Source organism: Paraburkholderia metrosideri, from assembly GCF_904848625.1.
Classification (GTDB): domain Bacteria; phylum Pseudomonadota; class Gammaproteobacteria; order Burkholderiales; family Burkholderiaceae; genus Paraburkholderia; species Paraburkholderia metrosideri.
This window is the reverse complement of record NZ_CAJHCP010000002.1, coordinates 40831-60605: the sequence shown is the minus strand read 5'-3', so window position 1 is coordinate 60605 and position 19775 is coordinate 40831. Positions and strand designations below refer to the sequence as shown.

Sequence of the window (19775 nt, the reverse complement as noted above, 5' to 3'; positions counted from 1 at the left end):
CAGATCTCAGAAGCCATTGACTGCGTAGCGCGCACTTTCCGCGGGCTTTACCCGGTCGCGAACGTGCTTAGCCGCATGCTCATACACACGGTCCCGTTCGGCAGTTACGATAAGCCGCTGTTGTTTCATTGTCGCGTTGTGATATCGAGGATCGCCGACTAAGCCGGTGTACTCGGTGCGCCGGTTCACCCGGTAGCGCCTGAAGAAATCGGGACCCGGCAAGCCATTGTCCCGAGCGAGAAGCACGCCATAGTCCCCGTCCTGCTCATGGCAGATAGTGCGTAATGCTTCGTCGAGTATTGCGTTCCTGGCTGTCAGCGGTGTGTTACTGGGAAACAGTGCGTGAAAGCGCGAATACGGTAGAACGCTGCGATTCCTGGCAGTGCGCACAAGCGTGTCGATCAATCGGGCTGTAAGAGTTGCATCCATCCGGTTTCTCCGCTGAATTACGAGCCTGCGAGCGCGTAGCCTGTTGTCAGGCTTGTTCCGACGCCATGCTGGACGTCCAGGTACAGGCGTTACGCGCTACTTCGATTTCAATCACCTGCCCGGCTACTGAAAAGTCGCGCTAATGGAAAGCTGCACGGCATTTCCCTTCGGACGCTTGCTCGCTTCGAATTCGTTGACCCAGCGCAGCGTCGCAGAAACCGGTGTTTTGCTGACTTTTCCCGACCACGTGACCATTGGCCCAATGCCCAACGAGTGTCCACTGGTACTGCCAATCAGATCCGCGACGCCGCCTGTGTCGTTGCCGAGTTGCTCTATCCAGCCGCCCACCACGCCAACGCCCCAGCCATTGCTGAAGCGTTTGAGCGCCAGTAGATCGAGCACGCTGACGGGTGCGTTTTTGTAATTTGTCTTGTTGTTGACCGTATAGAACTCGACGCCGTAATTGGCGGAAAGCTCGATGTTCTGCGACGGAATCAGATGGGTGTAGGCAATGGTCGGCGTGAACGTCCACGTGTTCTGTCCGGCATTTGCAATCCGGCTGGTACTGTATGCGCCGGTCGGCGCGTAGATCTGTACGCTCAGTGCGACGTGGTCGGTCTGACTAAAATGATATCCGGCGACCACCGGCGTAAAAAAGAGGTCGGCGAATTGGGTCGCGTGGTCATTCGGCAGTATGCCGTTAAAGCTCGATGCGTTCGTGTACTGCACCGGCACGCCAAAGCTCGACGCGAAATTCCATCCCCCCGCTGTGATGCCCCACGTTTTGATCGCATTCGCCATCACGTACACCACCTGGTAGTTCAGGCCCGTCGTTATCGTTCCCGCAACGGGAATAGTTTTGGATGAGCCTAGCGATCCCTCGTAGTAGATAGAGGTGAACGACAGGATCCAGTCAGACGTGGGCGGAACAATTCCTGCGTACGGCGTCACCTGCTGCCCTGTAATGGGGCGCCCCACGCCGCCCTCCGTCGCGAATGCAGGCTGCGCGCTCGTCAGCGCAAACACACCTGCCGTCGTGACCGCACACCAGAACGGGTTGTTGACAGAGCGATTCCGTTTATCCAAGGCCGTCTCCTGCGAGATGGGTCGATGCGCACTCCGTGCCGCTACTTCGCCAAACAACCTGCGGGCTGCATCAGGTCGCGCCATTCATACTTCGGCGCGAAAAAGTTTTGAACACAAAGGGACGGGGCCAGATTAAACGGGGGATTGCTTTTTGTCGGGTTGTCGGCTTCGCTTTGCGCGAATGCGTTTTCGCCGAAAACCGCCAGAACGGCCGCCATTAAAAATCCGCCGCTCGACATAATAGCTGTTGCCACCCTTATCCCATCTTTTTTAAGCCCAAGGAATCCGTTGCATAATGCCCATCGCCAAAAATAACGAACAGCGTCGCCCGCATCGCAAAATGCGATTCAGTAAACATTCATTTTGACTAATAAGCCGCAAAGACCACGCAGTCTATGCGCTACGCTGGTTCGAACGTCAGCAGACAGATGAATAGCTAGCCATCACGCAATCCTCGCAGAGACGTTGGCTACCGCACGGGCGACCTGTGCGGGCTTAAGGCTGGTAAAGTTCTGATTATTTCAAACTGTTACGGGATGCTAGCAAACGTATTTGAGAATAGCAAGGACGATAGCAATGAATTTGTAATGTTGAATTATTAAGCCATCGTTTATCTTGGTGCATTGTCGCGGTGCAAATATTTTGCGGACGCATCATAGCCCTATTGAATTAAATTTGCAGGTCGATTGTTTTTACCATAAACACGCCACACAAGGCCAAAAAGCGATTATTAGTAGTTTCATATTCGGATTGCGTCAGAAACTTTTTCGTCGCTGCCTCAGTATCGGCGGACGAGATGTTAATCCGCTCCCATGAAGGACATTGACGGTCCACTGGAATCAGACACGAGGGGAATGCGTATGCATTCCATGTTTTTGTGCCCGGACTTCCCAGGAAGGTTGGCTATGCCCTCCCGAACCGAAGACCTGCCAAGCGTCATGCGACGGATGGCTGCCGGCCGGATGCTGATGGAAGGCGCATCGGTCGCGGCGGTAGCCGACGCATTGCATTTATCGACCGACACCGTCCGCAAATACCGCAACATCATTGCGGAAGGCGGCCTCGAAGCGCTCCAGAAAATGAGTGTAGGTGGCCGTTCGCCATTACTCGACGGTGCGGCGATGCAATGGATTGCTGCGGCGCTAAGCGGCTCTGCGTGCGACCACGGTTTCCCGACCGATGCGTGGACCAACGCGCGGCTTCGTGAGTTGATCAAGACCCGCTTTGGCGTGAGTTACTCCCGTGTCTATACCTGGCAACTGGCGACTAATTTGGGCTTGGGACACCGCCTGTCCAAATCGAGCCGATAAAGCGTGCGGCTAATTGAAAGGAACGCGGTGTTTCAGCCGCGCTATTGCGCCGGTCCATCAACGCAAGCGTCCACGTCGACACTTTCGGTGCTCTCGACACCAGCGGTCCCAGCCTTGCTCGCCAGTCGCAAATACGCTGCGGCCAGGCGTCGAAGATCGTCTTCAGAGGCATCCTCTATTCCGATCAACTGATTGTTCGCGGCGCGATGCGACGCGAGCAGTTCATTCAGTTTCAGATGAACGGCCACGCTATCCTTGTTCTGGCTTTGCTGAATGAGAAAGACCATCAGGAACGTGATGATGGTCGTGCCCGTGTTGATGACCAGTTGCCAGCCATCGGAGAAATGAAATAGCGGACCCGTTACCGCCCAGACGAGCACGGTAATCGCGGCCACGCCAAATGCGACCGGTGACCCGGCTAAACGCGTCACGGTACTAGCGAATGCATCAAACGCGCGCGTGACGGGATGTCTCGCCGCGTAGGCAGGACTCGATGTATCGGGAACGGTGTCCAGGCTGTCCGCGTATGTGTTGGGCGCTTCTTCTCGCATGACGGCCTCCATGGTTATCAATCGCATGGATGTCTAGCACTTTGCGTGCCGCCCTGAATACTTCAACGGCTCACGAAGAAGTCGCCCGCCCTACCGCCCGGATAGCTAGTCCACGCACGCAGGACAAGCGATAGCTTCTGCTTGCGCCGATGTGCTCCGCTCGCTGCGGCCAAAGCTCGCCAATGCCGCGAGGCCGAGCAACGCGAGTCCACTACCGAACAGGAAATCGGCAGAAATACCGACGTGGTCGACTACGACGCCACCCACCAGCGAGCCCAACGCAATCGCAATCTGAATGATGCTGACGAACAGGGCCGAACCCGCTTCAGGCGACTCCGGGGTGGCGCGCTGAATCCAGATGCTGAAACACAGCGGCAACGCGCCGAACGAAACGCCCCACGCGAGCACGAATGCCGCGACGCCAATCGACGAATGCTGCAAAAGCGGCAATGACACCAGCGCGAACATCAACAGCGACACCATGACGCCCACTGACGTTTTCAGATTGCGCGTCACGGTCGATGAAATAGCGAAGTTCGAGAAGAACCCGATAATGCCGAAGCCGAGCAGAAGCCAGGTGATGGTCGACATTGTCAGATTGGCATTACGCAGCAGGAATGGCGTGACGTACGTGTACGACGAAAAATGCGCGCCGAACACGAGGGCCACCATCAGCATGCTGCGACGCGGATGCGGTTGGCGCAGCAACGTCACCAGATCGCGCAGACGCAATGCAGCCGACGACGGTAACGAGGGCACGAAGAAAAATTGCGCGACGAGCGCGATCGCGACAAGCACGCCGGTTGCCATGAATGACGCACGCCACGATGCAAAGCTTGCGATAAATGTGCCGAGCGGCACGCCGATCACCGTCGCACAGGTCACGCCGGTGAGGATCGTCGCCATGGCTTTCGCGGAATCCTTCGGTTTGACGAGACGTCCGGACGCCGCCGTCGCGAGCGTCCAGAAGCCGCCCAATGCAGCACCGAGCAGCGCGCGGCCCATGAGCATGATCAGGAAATCCGGGGCAAAAGCGGAGATCAGATTCGACGCCAGCAGTAAAGCCGTGAGCAACAGAAACACGCGCCGGCGATCCATGCGCCCCGCCACCAGCATCAGGCCCGGCGCGGAAATGGCCGCAATGATGCCGGGCACCGTGACCATCAATCCGGCGGTGCCGGGCAATACATTCAGGTCCGCCGCAACGTGCGGCAATAAGCCGACCGGCAGAAACTCCGTGGTCACAAATGCAAAAGCGCCAATGGCAACGGCACCGACCGCGAGCCACGAACGCAGGGACGACGAGGTCCCATCGTCCAGCGAGGCATCGCTCGCCGGCAGATTATCTTCCATCAACATAGTATTGTTTGCTGGTTACTTAACAACAGGTGAGATTGTCGGGATTACACCGCACTAATCGACTTGTACGCCGCCTTTTGCATCGAAAAAGCAGGCTTTGGCAGCCAACGCATGCTGGCGGCGCCGACGAATCAGTGAGTGAAAACCCGAATGGGACACACCTTACCATTGCATTAACTCTCATGCCGACCGTTCCGTAAAATTGCGGTTGAGTGTGGGGTTATTCAGGCGCACGGCCAGTGAGATCGGCTTCCTTGGCAGCAGAGCTTTTCTGCTCGCAGTCTCATGCGAAAAATCATGCGCGAGACGCGGGCACATCGCTTGCTGAAGCTCGCATCAGCGTTTAGCGCAATCTCACCCGCTCACAAAAGGACTACCGCACATGGTTACCACACGCCCCTGCACCGCCACCTGCGTGATCGAAGGCATGCCCGTCACATTGACGTTCTATCCGGACAATGGCGTATTACGCATTGCCGATCCGTCGGGGAGTTGCATCAGGGAAACACGTTGGCATTCTTCATGGCGCGCGCTGCTCGAAGAATTCAGCAGCTTCAATCAGCGGGCCGAAGTGGAAATCGCGGCAAAAGGATTCGACGAGCAACCCGGCGCTCAAGCGCCACACAACCTGGCACTAGCATGATGGGTGGGTGAGACGCGGCGCCGGTTCCTTTTAGCTGACACCGCGTTCCCACCGCATTGGTCCGTCATTGACCAAAATAGATCCTGCATTGAGGCGCGGCACCGCACGGCCGATTGGGATGGCTTCCCGCTTCCGATTGCCCCGTCGCCACGCCTCCATATGAAACGTTCTGTACCGACTGACCCTGCGCGGCTTCTCCTAACGGAATGTCAGTCGTCGCTTGCGCCGATTCGTTTGCATTCCGCTGCATCTGCGCGCCTCCCGGCGCTGCCGCTCCCTGCGGGCCGTCGGACTCGAGCGCGTTCACCGGTCTCGGCGCGAGAAAGAGAACGGCGCTTGTCATTACCATCAATAAACGTAGTTTCATGTCCAGACTCCTCGAATCCGGCGCAGCAGTTCTCGCCCCCTGAAAAATTGATCTGCGAAAAAGTTAGCTCGCTCAATCGGGTTGACCGACGAGTTGATGCCGATGCGCAACTGCTGCGATGAGTCATCGAACTAAACGAGTAAATAATTGCCCTACCCTTCGACCGATGTGGATGCGTCCTCACGGTACCCGGAATCGATCCTGCAGGCCGGCAACGCGGATTGTTGTTCCGCAGTTTCGTTATAGTTCGCCGGCTTGGGAATTCAATCTCCGGTTCGGGCCGTGTCGCACGAAGCCCAAACCGTTCGATAAACCGCATTGGCAGAGAAAATCCGTTAAACCAGCGCGTGCATTATCCGCGCAGTGCGTTATGATATTGCTATAACGTAAAAGAGCGGCGCGCAAGACACCGGCGAGAGACGGAGCGTGGACGTGAAACCAGCCATTCGCAATCAAAGCAATGTCACCACAGTATTTCCCCCTGCAGCCGTGAGGCTTATCCAGCCTCATCCGGCACGCGGCGAAGTGCTGTCGGAGTGTGGCAATACTCACTGATTGTTCCTGATTGGCGCATTTGGCACTGACTGTATTGCGATTTATGGAGCAACGTTTTTTAACGCGGCTCAGGAAATTTCCTTCAATCGACAACCCCACCGCGGGCCGGCCCCAGTCATATGGGCTCGAGGCATCGCGACTTTCCCTTGCAATCTGTACTTGACAGAACGCTGGACGTTTTAGAAGGACGAATATCTTATGGACGAAAGGAAGCGAGATAGCATGATTGCGTATCTCCGCCATCGCATGGAAGAGTTTGGTATCGAACCAGAAGATCTAGCTGCCGTGCTGGCGTCCGAGCCCTCGGCGCAAAAGGCGGAACGCTACCGTAGTGCGACGGGTGACAGTTGGGACGGCCAGGGCGAAATGCCCCAATGGCTTAAACAGGCAATCAGTGCGGGTCAATCAATTGACCACTTTGAAATGTCGGCAAAACCAGCGTCTGCCCCGCAGCCCAAAAAGCAGGTGGACTGGAAAAATGATCCGTTCGCTGGCAGTCCGTTAGCGCGCCCGAGCAACCGCTAAGTCGCGACCCCGCTGAGTTGCGGCTGAATGGCTCAGCGTAAAAAGACTGTCTCTGCATTCTCCCGCAGGACCTCCCAGGTCTGGCATGCCCCGCGTGCACGTGCCGGACAACGCGTCGTTCCCGCAATCGGTTTGCATCCATCTCTCCGTGCCTGCCGTATATCCGGTAAGAGCAGCGCAATAAATCGCTGCTTTCCAGGAACCGGTCATGATTTTCATCACCGGCATACGTCCAGCTCGCGGCAGCCCTAGCGCCTGATGAGCTCGCAAGGAGAATCGTGATGCGTCAATCAACGCTAAAAATCATCGCCGGTTGTGCGGCCGCTCTTGCTGCCTGTAGCTTTGCAAGCGGCCCGGCATTCGCGCAAGGCGGCGGTAATGGTCAGGGTGGCAGTGGCGGCGGTAATGCGCACAGCGCCGCCACGGCGGGCATGACCCATTGGGGCGACCCTGCTCCAAGTCCGATGGACGTAATGCCGGGAAGCCAAATGAAGAAAATGGATTCGCCCGACAATGGCATGCAGTCGATGTCGCCGGGCGATTCGATGAATCCCGCGAAAAGCGGGCAATAAAAGCAGTCTGCTGTTCCGCCGGCTGAAGCGTGATTCAGTCCGATCAGGCGCCGGCGATATCGACTCGTCGTGCGTCGCGATCGGAATTGGCGTGATCGTCGCGATGCCCGGTCAACTGGACAGCCAGATGGTTCGAGTGGTGTTCACTACCGCGGCGCATGTCATTGCCACCGGCTACTTCAGTGCGAAGAACCGAAGTCTGCGGGTCGAGCAAAGCCAATTGAGGCGACTCGATAAAGCCACTGACCTGCCGCACGATCTGCCAGAACACCTTGCCGAATAAGCGGGCCCGCTCTGACTCGTCCAGATGTTCGGCGAGCGGATCGGCAAAAGTCCAGTTGCGAAAAGCCGGTTCGCCAGGAAATACCGGTGCATGGTTTTTGTCGACGGATGCGTCCATCGCTATGACGAGGTCCATTCGCGGCGCCCACTCGCCGGTGAATTCCAGCCAGCTTTTCGGGCAAAGGACGCCGTGATCCGAAATGCCAGGCCGCAATTGCGCGCTTGCATGAGGATGAACTCGCGCGGCCGGTTCCGGTCCCGCACTAAATGCGTCAAACCGGTGCCCCGCCAGTTCGCGCAGCAAAGCCTCCGCGATAATGCTGCGTGCCGCATTGTCCCTGCAAAGAAACAGCACTTTATATTTTCTGGTCACGCTCACCCCGTACCCATGTTTTTTTTTTGCTTCTGGGTGCCATTCTGCCAACCCAGTCTTGCGCCCCCGTGACATTACGATTTCTTAATTCCCGACGCCACGGGAATTTGCACCAGGTGCCTGGCGATTCGACTCACGGGCACAATTCGCTGCCGACTCACTCCCGACTCTCTATCTATCGCAGACTTCGCACTGTAATGACGCGCAAGTGTACCAGCGCGACACTACGCCTTACATTTTCCTGTCTACCGCACCTGCGAGCCGAGGTACCTATATTGAACGGGCGTAGCGTTCTGTTTCACGTCGCGCTTTCACTATCGCCGCAATCCGACAGGATCCGGTTGGCTGCATCGCTTCCGTAAGCCGGCATCGCCGGAGTCGCGTCGAACGACACGGCTGCGGGCGACGGCGAACTGATCGCCTTGACGCCGTTCACAATACCCGGCGCCGCGACATAGGGAATAAACGCTGCAACCGCAACTACAACGATGAAGGTAAACATAGCCGTCGTACCTCTCGGGAATCGAAACGTGGAGGTGGGGCGAAGCGTAGCTTTCGCGGGAATCGATGGGGAGATCGCTCGCTGGAAAATAAAAAGGAGAGCGCAATCAACCGCTGCACGAGTCGGTTGCGAGCCTCATTCGGGGCCCGGCATTCTCCAGGCGTGGTGGCAATACAAGCCGTGCGCAATCTATTGCGCACGTCCGGACAGCTTCTCTTCCAGACGTGCTAATGATTCTAGAAGCGCAGATTCGAACGCTAAAGACCGTGGTCTATATCAATTCGGTCTACGTCTATGGTCTAGCGGCCACTACGTTATTCGTCACACGGCTGCGGATTGCGTGAGCTCGCGCGGCGATTCGTCAGACTGATCGTCGTTCGATCCGGAGCGCCTCATGAATGCAAACAATGCGACCGCGATTGTCGCCACTGAAGCGACACTCAGTTTCCGCTCGACCAATTTATTCCTGCGCCGCGCTCGCTCATACTTGACCCAGATCTTTGTCGCCCGCGCGACGCACCATGACGGGGCCTACCGGATGCTGAACAGAAACGCCATTTGCTCAGGCGCTTACCTCGATAGTTTTGATTCGCTGCCAGGCGAGATGCTGTGGAGCCTGGCACAGATCGACGCATCGCTTGCGCAGACCCTGCGGCAACGTCCGTCCGACGGCGATGTCTGGGTTTTCGCGTACGGCTCGTTAATGTGGAATCCGATCTCCGAATTCGACTGCCGCCGTATCGCGACGCTGCACGGCTGGCATCGCAGTTTCTGTATCCGGCTGATCGCAGGGCGCGGTACACCGGAGCAACCGGGGCGCATGCTCGCACTCGAACCCGGCGGGAGTACACAAGGTGTCGCATTGCGGCTGTGCCGCGCAACTGCCGCTGAAGAACTGCGGATTCTCTGGATCCGCGAGATGGTGACAGGCGCCTATCGTCCGAGCTGGGCATCCGTCACGCTCGACGACGGCACCCAGGTGTCGGCCATCGCCTTCGTTGCGGAACACGAGAATTCGCAATACGAAGGCGATTCGCGGGCCTCGGCGATTGCGCCGTCAATGGCCGTTGCCACGGGGCTGTTCGGCACGAATGCCGAGTATGTTTTCAAGCTGCAAAACGCATTGGCGGATTGCAGTCTGACCGATTCCTATATCGATGAACTCGCGTGCGAGTTGACGCGAATCAACAGTCGGGCCGCCTGACGCGCTAGAAACGCAAGCCGTTGAGGAACTGAAACCACAGGCCGCTGAGCGCACCAGCGGGATGGGCCGCAGCAGCGGATTCGTCGCGGCTGGATTGACTGGCCTGCTTGCCGCGCGTGTGATGATTGGGACCGTCTTCGTTCATTGGCCGCGCCTGCGTCTGCGCCTGATCGGACACAGTCGGCTCAGCAACGTCATCGGCTGGTGTAGCGGCATCCGCCGCCTTCGCTGCCTCGCGGCGCGACGCCTGCAATGCGGCCACGCTGTCGGCAATCTGGGCGGCTCGCTTCGCCTCGCATTGCCGTCCCAGCAACACGCCGAACAGCACGTCGCGATTGTGGCCCTCGTCCGCGAAACGGATCGCCACCGAGACCATTTCCGCATACGCTGCTTCGTCAGCCGCGCGCGCTGCTGCCTCACGCTTTGCCTGGGCCTGCTGCTGCCGCGTGCGCTGCGCCTCCCAGCCGCGCATCTGCTCCGCGTAGACCGCGTCGTACACCTTGCGCTGCGCGGGATCGGACAGGATCGCGTACGCGTCCTTGATTTCCTGAAAGGTGGCACGCGCTACTTCTTCCTGTGCGCCGTGATTGCGGTCGGGATGCCACTTCATCGCCGCTTTCCGGTAGGCCCGCTTGATCTCTTCTTCGGTGGCGTCCGTTTGCACGCCAAGCGTGTCATATAGGGTTGTCATTGCTTGCTCGACCTCGCCGGGAATCATCGCGGACCATCGTAGCATGCGAAAAACAGCGTCAGCGTGTCGGGCAGAAACATGCGCCCGGCGAAAAAAAAGCCCCGCCGCTCGCGCGGTGAGGCTTAACCCATGTCAAGGAGATGTCATGGAGGAGACGATTCGATGATAGCCACGCGTCATCGCACGCCCAACCAATGGTTCGCCATATGCTTATCTGACTTGTCTCACGCGGACTCAGGTACATCGCATGCTCCGTCTCAAGCACCGCATGGTTATATCGTTAGAACAAAAAGTCGCTTAGGTTCGCGTGCACGGGTCATTAAGATGACACTTCAAAGTCCGGTTCGCCCCGGCCCCTCGCTCGCGCACCCCGCACCAGCGCGCCGTGAGCCGCTACCGAAGGAGCATTTCGTTGACCCGATTCGATCACCACCGCCGGCCTCTCGTCATCGGCATTGGCGGCACCACACGCGCCGCTTCGTCGACTGAGCGGGCACTCAGCTTCGCGTTGCGCGGCGCCGAAGCCGCAGGCGCGAACACCCGCCTGTTCGGCGGCACGTTTTTGCATAGCCTGCCGCACTACGCGCCTGAGCAGCCCAATCGTACCGACGAACAGCTCGAACTGATCGAAGCCGTGCGCCATGCGGACGCGCTGATCATTGCCACGCCCGGCTATCACGGCGGCGTGTCGGGACTCGTCAAGAATGCGCTCGACACGCTGGAAGAACTGCGCGCCGATGAGCGTCCGTATCTTGACGGCCGCGCAGTAGGCTGCATCGTCACCGCCTATGGCTGGCAAGCCGCAGGGTCGGTACTCACGTCGCTGCGCTCGATCGTCCACGCATTGCGCGGCTGGCCCACGCCGTTCGGTGCAGGGATCAACACGCTGGAAACGCGCTTCGATTCCGTCGATACCTGCTCCGATCCGAAGGTTATCGACCAGCTCGCCACCGTCGGCCAGCAGGCCGCGCAATTCGCGCTCGCGTTCAACGCGCATCGCGCCACGCAGACCGAGCCGCTCGGTTCCGCCGTCGCTTCCACACCCACCGCCCGCCTGCTGCACGCGGTCTGATTCCGCTTCGTGCCCGATCGCGTGGACCCGCTGCGGCGGCCCACGCCATCGGCGTTTGCGCGAACCGTGCGGCACATAACAGACGCACGGTACCACGCCCGATAGTGTGATCGAACACAGCGAATATGTTCCGATCCGGGCGTTGGGATATCACTCCCGAACCCCGCTCATTTGCTTACGACGAAAGATTGGTTCACCCGCTGCGCAGCGCGCCCTACGCTTGACCCTGTCCACCAATTCGCCTTGTCTGCCGCAAGGTGCTACAGGGTTAGTCGCACGCACTGGATTTTCTGCAACGCACACGGGCACCTTAGTCGAGACCATGAATTCACATATTCGCTACAAGGGCTACGAAGTCGCGCCGGTCGCGCAACTGTTGCCCAACGGCCTATTCGCCGCCAACCTCACCATCGAGAAAGCCAGCGCGGACCACGGTAAAGCGTACTCGTTCGACGCGCTCGATTACTTCTTCGACGAAGAACATGCACTCGCGTATGCATTCCGATGGGGACGCATGTGGATCGATAATCATCAGTAAGTCGTGATGGGCCTGAATGGACTCCTGAGGCTGCGGAACAGCGCTGCAGTGATCCGCCATCACGGTCGACAAGGTCGTGTCGCCGATCGCGGCATGTACCGGCGCGAGACTCGCACACTTGCACCAACTCGTTTGCGATGAACCGCAGCGGGCGAACATCAGCCGCCTGCCCTCTCCGGCTATGCGCGTGAAGCGGTTGTGCCAGAATAGGCGGCACATCGAGTTCGCTCTCACGAGGCCACCATGCGCGATATCTCTCCCCTTTACGGCTTGCTTGTGTCCGCGCTTTATGCGGCCCCGCAACGACTGGGGGACACCCGGTCATGACATGGACCGTCGATGAACAACTCGCGCTAACCGCCACGCAAGCAGTCGAGGCGATCCAGTCTGGACGACTCAGCGCCACCGACTACGTCGCCACGTTGCTCGCCCGAGCCGCGTCGCTCGCTAACCTGAACGCGCTCACCACGCTCGATCTCGACGGCGCACTCGCTGCCGCGAAGCGCATCGATGGGTTGTCTGCGGCGCAGAAAGCCCAGTTGCCGCTTGCGGGCTTGCCTATCGTCGTCAAGGACAACATCAATACGGCTGGCATGCAGACGTCGGCGGGTACGCCCGCGCTCGCTGGCTTCATGCCGACCACGACCGCGCCATCCGTGCAGCGGTTGATCGATGCCGGCGCGATCGTGCTCGGCAAAGCCAACATGCACGAACTCGCATTCGGCATTACGAGCACGAACCTCGCCACGCATGCGGGTCCGGTGCGTAATCCGTACGACCCCTCGCTGATTCCCGGCGGCTCGTCAGGCGGCACTGCCGTGGCGATTGCCGCGCGCATCGTCCCGGCCGGCCTAGGCACCGACACAGGCGGCTCTACCCGCATTCCGGCCGCGTTGACCGGCATTGCGGGGTTTCGTCCGTCGGTAGGCAATGGCGGCGCTGAGCGGCGCTATCACGATCCAGACGCCGTCGTGCCGATCAGTCATACGCGCGATACAGTCGGGCCCATGGCGCGCACCGTCGCCGATATTGCGCTGCTCGACGGCGTGATAACCGGTGCCGGTGAATTGCCGGTACTCGCGTTGAATGGCTTGCGCATCGGTCTGCCCGAACCGCTTTGGGAGGGACTCGAACAGCAGGTGGAACAGGTGGCGCGTGCCGCGTTGACTCAACTCGGCGCAGCCGGCGTCGTGTTCGTGCCGCTGGCCATGAGCGATCTGGACTATCTGAACGGCATGGTCGGCAGTCCGATAGCAGTCCATGAAGCGCTCGACGACTTACGTGCGTGGCTCGTCGCCAATCACGCGCCGGTCAAAACGGTCGCGGAGCTTGCCGCTCGCATCGCGAGCCCCGACGTGCGCGAGATTTATGACGACGTACTCGCGGGCGCGCTGAGCGGCGAATACGAAGCGGCGCTGAATCACTGGCGGCCGCGCTTGCAGCAATACATCGCGGCGACGTTCGCCGATCAGCAGCTCGATGCGCTGCTATTTCCAACTACGCGCCTCGCCGCCGCACCGATCGACGACATCCTGGGTTCATCGACGGTCTCGATCGATGGCGGACCGTCGATCCCCACGATGAACGCCTTCCTGCGCAATACCGACCCGGCCAGCACGTCGGGCATTCCGGGCTTGTCGCTGGCTGCGGGGATGACGGCGAGCGGCTTGCCGGTCGGCCTCGAACTCGACGGCCCGCTCGGCGAAGACCGGCGCCTGCTGGCCATCGGCGTCGCGTTCGAACAATTGCTCGGCCCGTTACCCGCGCCTGTGCTTTGAGGTCCATCAGCCTCTCTCCCTATCTTCAGTCAAAGTGCCGATGACCACACCGACACCTGCCCGATCGCACAGACCATCCTTTCACTCCATGGTTCGATTTGCCGCCGCATTCGCGGTCGTGTTCACCGCATCGGCCTGTGCGCGCCTCGCTACAGTCGATTCCAATGCGCTGTGGAAGATCGTCGACATTCGCTGCGTACCGTCGCAGGAGGCAACCGGCACGCCGGGTCAATGCACGGTGGTCGACCTCGACAAACGCTATGTGATCCTGAAGGATATTGTTGGACGCTCGCAGCATCTGCTGATTCCGACCGACCGCATCACAGGAATTGAAAGCCCGTTGCTGCTGGCCCCGCATGCGAAGGACTACTGGGTCGATGCGTGGGATTCACGGCAATACGTCGAGCACGCGGTCGCGCGCACGTTGCCGGATAACGAGCTTGGCCTCGAAATCAACTCGCCGTATCGCCGCTCGCAAAACCAGCTGCACATTCATATCGATTGCATGCACGCCGACGTCAGCGCAGCATTTGCGCGGCACGCGAAAGACGCGCCTGGCCAGTGGCATTGGGATACGTTCGACGGCAATCGTTACCGGGTCATGCGGGTGACGTCGCTTGCCGACGCCAGCAATCCTTTCCGCATCGTCGCGCGCGACAACCCGGGTGAAGCGGCGATGGCACGGCAAACCATTCTGGTGACGGGTGCCGGCCCATCCGCTGCCGAAGACGGCTGGCTGATCGTGAATAGCGACATCGATCTGAAGAATGGAAGCGGTACCGCCGAAGGCTTTCTCGATCATCAATGCCGTGTAGCAGACGCTCAATAAACGCCGAAAAAATGCGCGTGGCTGCAATCTCGTGAGTAGCCTATGCACGATTGAGCAGAAGCATTGCTTAACAAAATGGTTCTGGCGTCGCGCATTGATCCTTAGGATCGGTCTTGAACATGGTTTTCCTGACTGGTCTTATGGCGATTTATCTCGACGACACGCAGCGCACCACTATCGCCGGACTGGCATCTAGCTGGGCATGGCGTACGCAATGGCCGACCTGGTTGCTGATTGCGTCGATATACAGCGGATGGTTTGGCGTGGCACTGCATGCGCGAGCGCTCGGCTTGCCACTGACAGCACTGCTGCTTGCAATACTCAGCACGTGGTACATGTCGTTGCAACACGAACTGCTGCACGGCCACCCGACCCGCTCTCCGTTTATCAATGCGCTGCTGGGCTTCGCGCCGCTTGCCGTGTGGTTCCCCTACCGCATCTATCGCGATTCGCATCTTCGACATCACGACGATCCGCATCTGACTCATCCCGGGCAAGACCCGGAAAGCTACTTCGTCAGCGAGCACGTGTGGCAAAGCGCTGGATCGGCGATTCGTGCGTTGCTGGCGTTCCGCAATACGTTTATCGGCCGACTGCTGGTGGGGCCCGCGTTTGCAATCGCGGCCACGATGGCCGACGCGCTTGGCAAGATCAGACGCGGCGACTGGCGCGACGTACCTGCGTGGCTGGCGCATTGCATCGCGTTGGGCGTGCTCACGATGTGGTTGCAGCAGGCTTGCACGATACCGGCGTGGGTATTTATTCTGTGCGTTGGTTATGGCGCGCTGTCGCTGGGCTCGGTTCGTTCGTTTCATGAACATCGCGCAGCGAGCGACCCGACGCATCGGACGGTAATCAATGAGGCCGCGTGGGGCTGGCGAGTGCTGTTTCTGAACAACAACTACCATCTGGTTCATCACGACTTGCCGCATGTGCCGTGGTTTGCGATTCGGAATGTCTATGAGCGGTCGCGCCAGCAGTATGTTGCACGCTCAGGAGGCTTTCTGGTCAAGGGCTACAGCGAATGGTTCACGCGCTATGGAATTACTGCGGTAGCGCATCCGGTCGCTGGCGGGAGCGCCCATCGTTTTCCGCAAAATTCGCCAGCTTCTGCCGGCTTTGCAGGTAAATTGCAGGTGAAATTCGTGGCAGTTGTCCGTGACGGAACTCGCCAGGAAGCTCACCTATCGGCTCCTGCGGAACGCAAAACCACCAGCCAGATCCTATAAGCTCACCCACCGCGATTCGACGGATTTATACGTATCGATACATAGAGCCTTATTGGCTCGCCGCGCTCGCCGGGGTGCTCACCACCGGCGCTTCGCTAGCCGCCGGATCCGTGGCGCTAGCAGCCCCGCCGGCAGAACTGTCCACGCGCCTGGCAGCGTCGCTGCTGCCTGGCGTGCCACTGCCGCCAGCGGAATTGCTCATCACGCCGCTGCTTTCAGAGTTCAACGCGCCTGGATTGCCGTTATCTGTCCGCTTGCACCCGGACGCCACCACGGTCAGCGCGGCAATGACGACACAAAGGACCTGCTTGCTCATAGCGTGATTCATGACCTGATGCCTCCAAGTGGATGCAACGTCAAATTGACCTTTGAGTTGCGCGCCCCGACATGACAAATGCAGCATCGGTCATGCCTGATCCAGCGTTGCGCAATACAGCCGGCGTTGTGAGGAATGGGGGTTGCTAGTTCGCTCTATGACGCGTGATGGCGATCAGCCGATAGATCAGCCGATAACCACTGCGGTTTATCTGTTGGGACTGGGTCGCATCCCCGTCCCAACACACCAATTTGCGGGAGTCATGATGAACCAAGTAGACCTGGACCAACGCCTGGAAGAAATAGAGCTCGCACTGGCCGGTATTGTCGAATCGCCCAAGGCACCGTCTATCAGTAGTTACGACGAAGGCGAACGCTTATTTCTGCAACTATCCTGGGTTGTCGATTCGCATGCCGATACGACTCTCGACAAGCGATGTGCCATTACAGTGGCCATGACCCGCGCGCAGTTCGAGCGCTATGCTTCGCTGGACACGGCGCAACGCAAAAACTGGCAAGCGCGGCTCGCCGAATGGGTGAATCAACGGTTCGGGGAGCGTCCAAATCCGCAGGCATTGGAGGGAGACTGCGCGGTGGAACTTCAGTTGCCGAATGAGTTTCTTTGATTCACCACGCGGTCTTTCGGAACAAAGCTTGCGCAGGTCGCACTCGATTCATTGCTGCGGCGCGCATCGCGCTCTTACCGCGAAAGGATATGTTGTCACGCCGGTCGCCGGATGGCTCCGTTAGAACACGCGCGTCGGCAGACGATTTGCTTCGGTCAACTGCCGCCTGACGCCCGGTTAGCACCCGACGCCGAAGCCGGCGTCGCTGTTCCCGACTTATGATGCATTTTTCCGTGGGCATTATTCGTGGCGGCCGCGCTCGGGCTTTTGCCAGACCCGCTGGAAGAAGGCGTAGCTGTCGACCCTTCACCACTAGGATTACCCGTACCTGTGGCCCCTTTGGCCTCGGCGGCGCCACCGTTCATGCCCTGAGAAAACGCGCCGCCTGAAATGACTAACAACGCCGAACACACGATAGCCTTCATCGCAACTCTCATATCAGCCTCCTTGCATGCAGCGGTCATCAACATCGGAAAGCGGTAATCGCCTTGCAGCATCGCCGCAATCCGTATGCCGCACCGCAAGCATCAGCGCTTTGTAAAGAGCGACTGGGTTTCCGACTTTGATTGCCTCGCATCCAAACTGTTCGTTGCAGCGCATCTCCACTGACGCAGCGCATACGTGGACGCACATTACCCACCTGCCTTCGTCACTCGCCAGACCGTATTGCCGACATCGTCGGCAATGACAAGCGCACCATCCCGATCCTGCGTGAGTCCGACCGGTGCGCCGTACGATTCTTTCTCGTCGTCGGAGACAAAACCCGTGACGACCGGTATTGGCGTGCCGACGGGTTTGCCGTTCTGAAAGGCGACATACGTTACCGCGTAGCCACTGAGCGGAGACCGATTCCAGCTACCGTGCTCGCCAATAAACGCACCGCCGCGATATTGGGCAGGCAGATTGTTGCCGGTATAAAAAAACAGGCCGAGCGGAGCGACATGCGAGCCAATCGAATAATCCGGGCGGATTGCCTTCGCCACCATGTCCGGGCGCTGGGGCTGCGCGCGCGGATCGACATGTTGACCCCAGTAGCTATACGGCCACCCATAAAATCCACCTTCGTGGACCGAGGTCAAGTAGTCGGGAACGAGATCCGCACCGATCTCGTCGCGTTCGTTCGCAACTGCCCACAGGCGTCCTGTTTGTGGTTCCCATTGCAGTCCCGTCGGATTGCGGATCCCGGCCGCGTAGATTCGACTGCCGCCCGTCGCAATATCGACTTCGAGTACATTAGCGCGCCGGTACTCGACGTCCAGACCGTTTTCACCGACATTACTGTTCGAGCCAACGCCGACATAGAGCTTCTTGCCATCTGGACTCGCGAGCAATGCTTTCGTCCAGTGATGGTTTATCTTGTCCGGAAGATCGGTCAGTTCTACTCCGGGGGTCGTCATACTGGTGTCACCCGTGCGATACGGAAACTTCAGGATTGCATCCGTATCCGCCACATAGAGTGTGTCGCCGATCAATTGCATGCCGAACGGCGAATGCAGGTGGTCGATGAACACATATTTGTCCCACAGCCCGCTGCCGTCGGTCCGCTTTCGCAACAACGTAATGCGATTGGCGCCTTTCGCCTTTTTGCCGGACCGCGACGTGATAATGCCCGCTATCAGCTGTTTCGGCGTGGTCACGGGTTCCGCGTCGGGACTATTCGATTCCGCGACCAGAATGTCGCCGTTCGGAAGTGCATAAACCTGACGGGGATGCTGGAGCCCCGACGCGATAGCCTCGATTTGCAGACCCTCTGCCACCTTTGGCTTTTTGCCGGGCTGCCATCCAACATATTTGGGAACCTGGATCGGGGGCGCAAGGAAATTGTGCGCGCCGGGCAACGGCGGCTCGCCCCCAGCCTGCTTCGACGGATCGTAAGTGGCCTGCTCGTTGCACCCGCTCACGAGGATTGCAAGCGCGATCGCAAAAGAACAGCTGACGATGGTCCTAGTCATGAGCCGTCCCCTTCGAATGGAAACCGTTCAACCCAACAACGAATTGTCCGATGCTCAACAACAGCACGGTAATGACCGACAAAATGACGTTGGTGGGGACGATGCCGTAGGCGTCGCGGCTATGGACAAACGCATTGAAAATCGCCGCAATAATGCCCAGAAGATTGAGCCAGAAATCGAGTTTCTCCACGCCCGTCACTGTGCGGCGCGCTGAAATCCATACATGGACCAGATTGATGACTCGCGGGATCACCGCAAAGAACAACCCAGCCGTTACTAGCCACGCTGCGCCCTTGCCCCAGAACACATTTCGCGTGACGGCGTAGGTTATGTCGAACACAAGCGTGCCGACAAAGAGGCCGTACGGGATCGGATTGAGCAGATCGAAAATGGCCATGGCGAATCTCGATCCATAAGTGCGGGTAGCTGGAATCATCTCTTTGATCCTTGTCTTCTTTGCGCCCGCGTAAAGGGCAACTTATCGGACACATGGCACAAGGGTTTGCTGTTAATGTCGCCGCGCTCGCCAGGCCTCCCCTGCTTATGGCCGACGGACGCTTTAACAGAAGCTTTCATGTGCGAGTGCGAAAGGTCGATGGAGGTGCACGCTCGCAGAAGCATTTTCTTGTTCGAAGCGCGTCGGCGCTGTGGCGATGGCCCCACCCCTCGCGCGCATGCTGTCATTACCGGCGTGATGCGCCGCTTTACACGCCGAAAAGCCGCATGCCAACACAGCGAAGGCAACTGCAACCAAGATTGATCGTTTCATTTGATCCTCCTCGCGCCGTCTATAACGGCACGTACGAATCAAGTCATTCAGATGCAAATTCCGACGAGATCCGCGGCACGGCAATTCCATTGAACACGGTGGCACCGTACGACTTTTGTAGCAGGCGACGTACCCGCTATATGTCCGGTTCGCGCTGTGAGTCCCGCCTTCACGCTTCCCTTGGCGCCAGGATCGCTGCTTGCTCGCCCACCCGTTGG

Annotated in this window: 22 protein-coding genes; 11 read left to right on the top strand and 11 right to left on the bottom strand. The window is 58.9% G+C overall.

Going from position 1 to position 19775, the window contains the following annotated elements:
- Window positions 1-6: 6 nt before the first annotated feature.
- The 3 genes from LMG28727_RS03250 to LMG28727_RS03240 form a co-directional block, all read right to left on the bottom strand.
- On the bottom strand, window positions 7-429 hold the full coding sequence (locus LMG28727_RS03250) for a hypothetical protein (protein ID WP_201640881.1): 423 nt from the start codon (window positions 427-429) through the stop codon (window positions 7-9).
- A 123-nt stretch (window positions 430-552) separates the two neighbouring features.
- Window positions 553-1515: a SphA family protein gene (locus LMG28727_RS03245; RefSeq protein ID WP_236591581.1), complete on the bottom strand. Its 963-nt coding sequence runs from the start codon at window positions 1513-1515 to the stop codon at window positions 553-555.
- Between the two features lie 41 nt (window positions 1516-1556).
- Entirely contained in the window at window positions 1557-1769 is a 213-nt protein-coding gene (locus LMG28727_RS03240; protein WP_201640879.1) for a hypothetical protein, read from the bottom strand.
- 651 nt (window positions 1770-2420) lie between these two features.
- Here LMG28727_RS03240 and LMG28727_RS03235 point away from each other — a divergent pair.
- Window positions 2421-2825 (top strand): helix-turn-helix domain-containing protein, encoded by a 405-nt coding sequence (locus tag LMG28727_RS03235; protein WP_201640878.1) that lies wholly within the window; start codon window positions 2421-2423, stop codon window positions 2823-2825.
- 41 nt (window positions 2826-2866) lie between these two features.
- On the opposite strand, the gene LMG28727_RS03230 is transcribed toward LMG28727_RS03235, so the two are convergent.
- Complete coding sequence (locus LMG28727_RS03230; protein WP_201640877.1) at window positions 2867-3376, bottom strand: low affinity iron permease family protein; 510 nt, start codon at window positions 3374-3376, stop codon at window positions 2867-2869.
- Between the two features lie 105 nt (window positions 3377-3481).
- The gene (locus LMG28727_RS03225) at window positions 3482-4735 is read right to left on the bottom strand and encodes an MFS transporter (RefSeq protein ID WP_201640876.1); all 1254 of its coding nucleotides are present in this window, start codon (window positions 4733-4735) and stop codon (window positions 3482-3484) included.
- A gap of 382 nt (window positions 4736-5117) precedes the next feature.
- Here LMG28727_RS03225 and LMG28727_RS03220 point away from each other — a divergent pair, with 382 nt between their 5' ends.
- The 3 genes from LMG28727_RS03220 (at window position 5118) to LMG28727_RS03210 (ending at window position 7397) form a co-directional block, all read left to right on the top strand.
- Window positions 5118-5378 (top strand): hypothetical protein, encoded by a 261-nt coding sequence (locus tag LMG28727_RS03220; RefSeq protein ID WP_201640875.1) that lies wholly within the window; start codon window positions 5118-5120, stop codon window positions 5376-5378.
- 1120 nt (window positions 5379-6498) lie between these two features.
- Entirely contained in the window at window positions 6499-6825 is a 327-nt protein-coding gene (locus LMG28727_RS03215) for an H-NS histone family protein (RefSeq protein WP_201640874.1), read from the top strand.
- 281 nt (window positions 6826-7106) lie between these two features.
- A complete protein-coding gene (locus LMG28727_RS03210) occupies window positions 7107-7397 on the top strand; it encodes a hypothetical protein (RefSeq protein ID WP_201641386.1) in 291 nt (96 codons plus the stop codon).
- Between the two features lie 43 nt (window positions 7398-7440).
- Here the strand turns inward: LMG28727_RS03210 and LMG28727_RS03205 are convergent, their stop codons facing one another.
- Window positions 7441-8052 carry an arsenate-mycothiol transferase ArsC gene (locus tag LMG28727_RS03205; protein ID WP_201640873.1) on the bottom strand — a complete coding sequence of 204 codons (612 nt, stop codon included), beginning with the start codon at window positions 8050-8052 and terminating at the stop codon, window positions 7441-7443.
- A gap of 298 nt (window positions 8053-8350) precedes the next feature.
- Window positions 8351-8554: a hypothetical protein gene (locus LMG28727_RS03200; protein ID WP_201640872.1), complete on the bottom strand. Its 204-nt coding sequence runs from the start codon at window positions 8552-8554 to the stop codon at window positions 8351-8353.
- 394 nt (window positions 8555-8948) lie between these two features.
- Here LMG28727_RS03200 and LMG28727_RS03195 point away from each other — a divergent pair, with 394 nt between their 5' ends.
- Window positions 8949-9758, top strand: a complete 810-nt coding sequence (locus LMG28727_RS03195; RefSeq protein ID WP_236591579.1) for a gamma-glutamylcyclotransferase — start codon at window positions 8949-8951, stop codon at window positions 9756-9758.
- A gap of 4 nt (window positions 9759-9762) precedes the next feature.
- On the opposite strand, the gene LMG28727_RS03190 is transcribed toward LMG28727_RS03195, so the two are convergent.
- Entirely contained in the window at window positions 9763-10449 is a 687-nt protein-coding gene (locus LMG28727_RS03190; protein ID WP_201640871.1) for a J domain-containing protein, read from the bottom strand.
- Between the two features lie 412 nt (window positions 10450-10861).
- Here LMG28727_RS03190 and LMG28727_RS03185 point away from each other — a divergent pair, with 412 nt between their 5' ends.
- The 5 genes from LMG28727_RS03185 (at window position 10862) to LMG28727_RS03165 (ending at window position 15895) form a co-directional block, all read left to right on the top strand.
- Window positions 10862-11521, top strand: coding sequence for an NADPH-dependent FMN reductase (locus LMG28727_RS03185; protein ID WP_201640870.1), 660 nt, complete (start codon window positions 10862-10864; stop codon window positions 11519-11521).
- 322 nt (window positions 11522-11843) lie between these two features.
- Window positions 11844-12059, top strand: a complete 216-nt coding sequence (locus tag LMG28727_RS03180) for a transcriptional regulator (protein ID WP_201640869.1) — start codon at window positions 11844-11846, stop codon at window positions 12057-12059.
- A gap of 323 nt (window positions 12060-12382) precedes the next feature.
- Window positions 12383-13837 carry an indoleacetamide hydrolase gene (gene iaaH / locus LMG28727_RS03175; RefSeq protein ID WP_201640868.1) on the top strand — a complete coding sequence of 485 codons (1455 nt, stop codon included), beginning with the start codon at window positions 12383-12385 and terminating at the stop codon, window positions 13835-13837.
- A gap of 88 nt (window positions 13838-13925) precedes the next feature.
- Window positions 13926-14666 (top strand): CDP-diacylglycerol diphosphatase, encoded by a 741-nt coding sequence (locus LMG28727_RS03170; protein ID WP_236591578.1) that lies wholly within the window; start codon window positions 13926-13928, stop codon window positions 14664-14666.
- Between the two features lie 140 nt (window positions 14667-14806).
- The gene (locus tag LMG28727_RS03165) at window positions 14807-15895 is read left to right on the top strand and encodes a fatty acid desaturase (protein WP_201641342.1); all 1089 of its coding nucleotides are present in this window, start codon (window positions 14807-14809) and stop codon (window positions 15893-15895) included.
- Window positions 15896-15944: 49 nt separating this feature from the next.
- Here the strand turns inward: LMG28727_RS03165 and LMG28727_RS03160 are convergent, their stop codons facing one another.
- Window positions 15945-16223 (bottom strand): hypothetical protein, encoded by a 279-nt coding sequence (locus tag LMG28727_RS03160; RefSeq protein WP_201640866.1) that lies wholly within the window; start codon window positions 16221-16223, stop codon window positions 15945-15947.
- Window positions 16224-16473: 250 nt separating this feature from the next.
- Between LMG28727_RS03160 and LMG28727_RS03155 the strand changes: the two genes are divergently transcribed.
- Window positions 16474-16836 (top strand): DUF3022 domain-containing protein, encoded by a 363-nt coding sequence (locus LMG28727_RS03155; RefSeq protein WP_236591577.1) that lies wholly within the window; start codon window positions 16474-16476, stop codon window positions 16834-16836.
- A 632-nt stretch (window positions 16837-17468) separates the two neighbouring features.
- On the opposite strand, the gene LMG28727_RS03150 is transcribed toward LMG28727_RS03155, so the two are convergent.
- Window positions 17469-18788, bottom strand: a complete 1320-nt coding sequence (locus tag LMG28727_RS03150) for a PQQ-dependent sugar dehydrogenase (RefSeq protein ID WP_201640865.1) — start codon at window positions 18786-18788, stop codon at window positions 17469-17471.
- Window positions 18781-19185 carry a DUF2231 domain-containing protein gene (locus tag LMG28727_RS03145; protein ID WP_236591576.1) on the bottom strand — a complete coding sequence of 135 codons (405 nt, stop codon included), beginning with the start codon at window positions 19183-19185 and terminating at the stop codon, window positions 18781-18783. The genes LMG28727_RS03150 and LMG28727_RS03145 overlap by 8 nt, the downstream gene beginning before the upstream one ends.
- Between the last annotated feature and the right edge of the window lie 590 nt (window positions 19186-19775).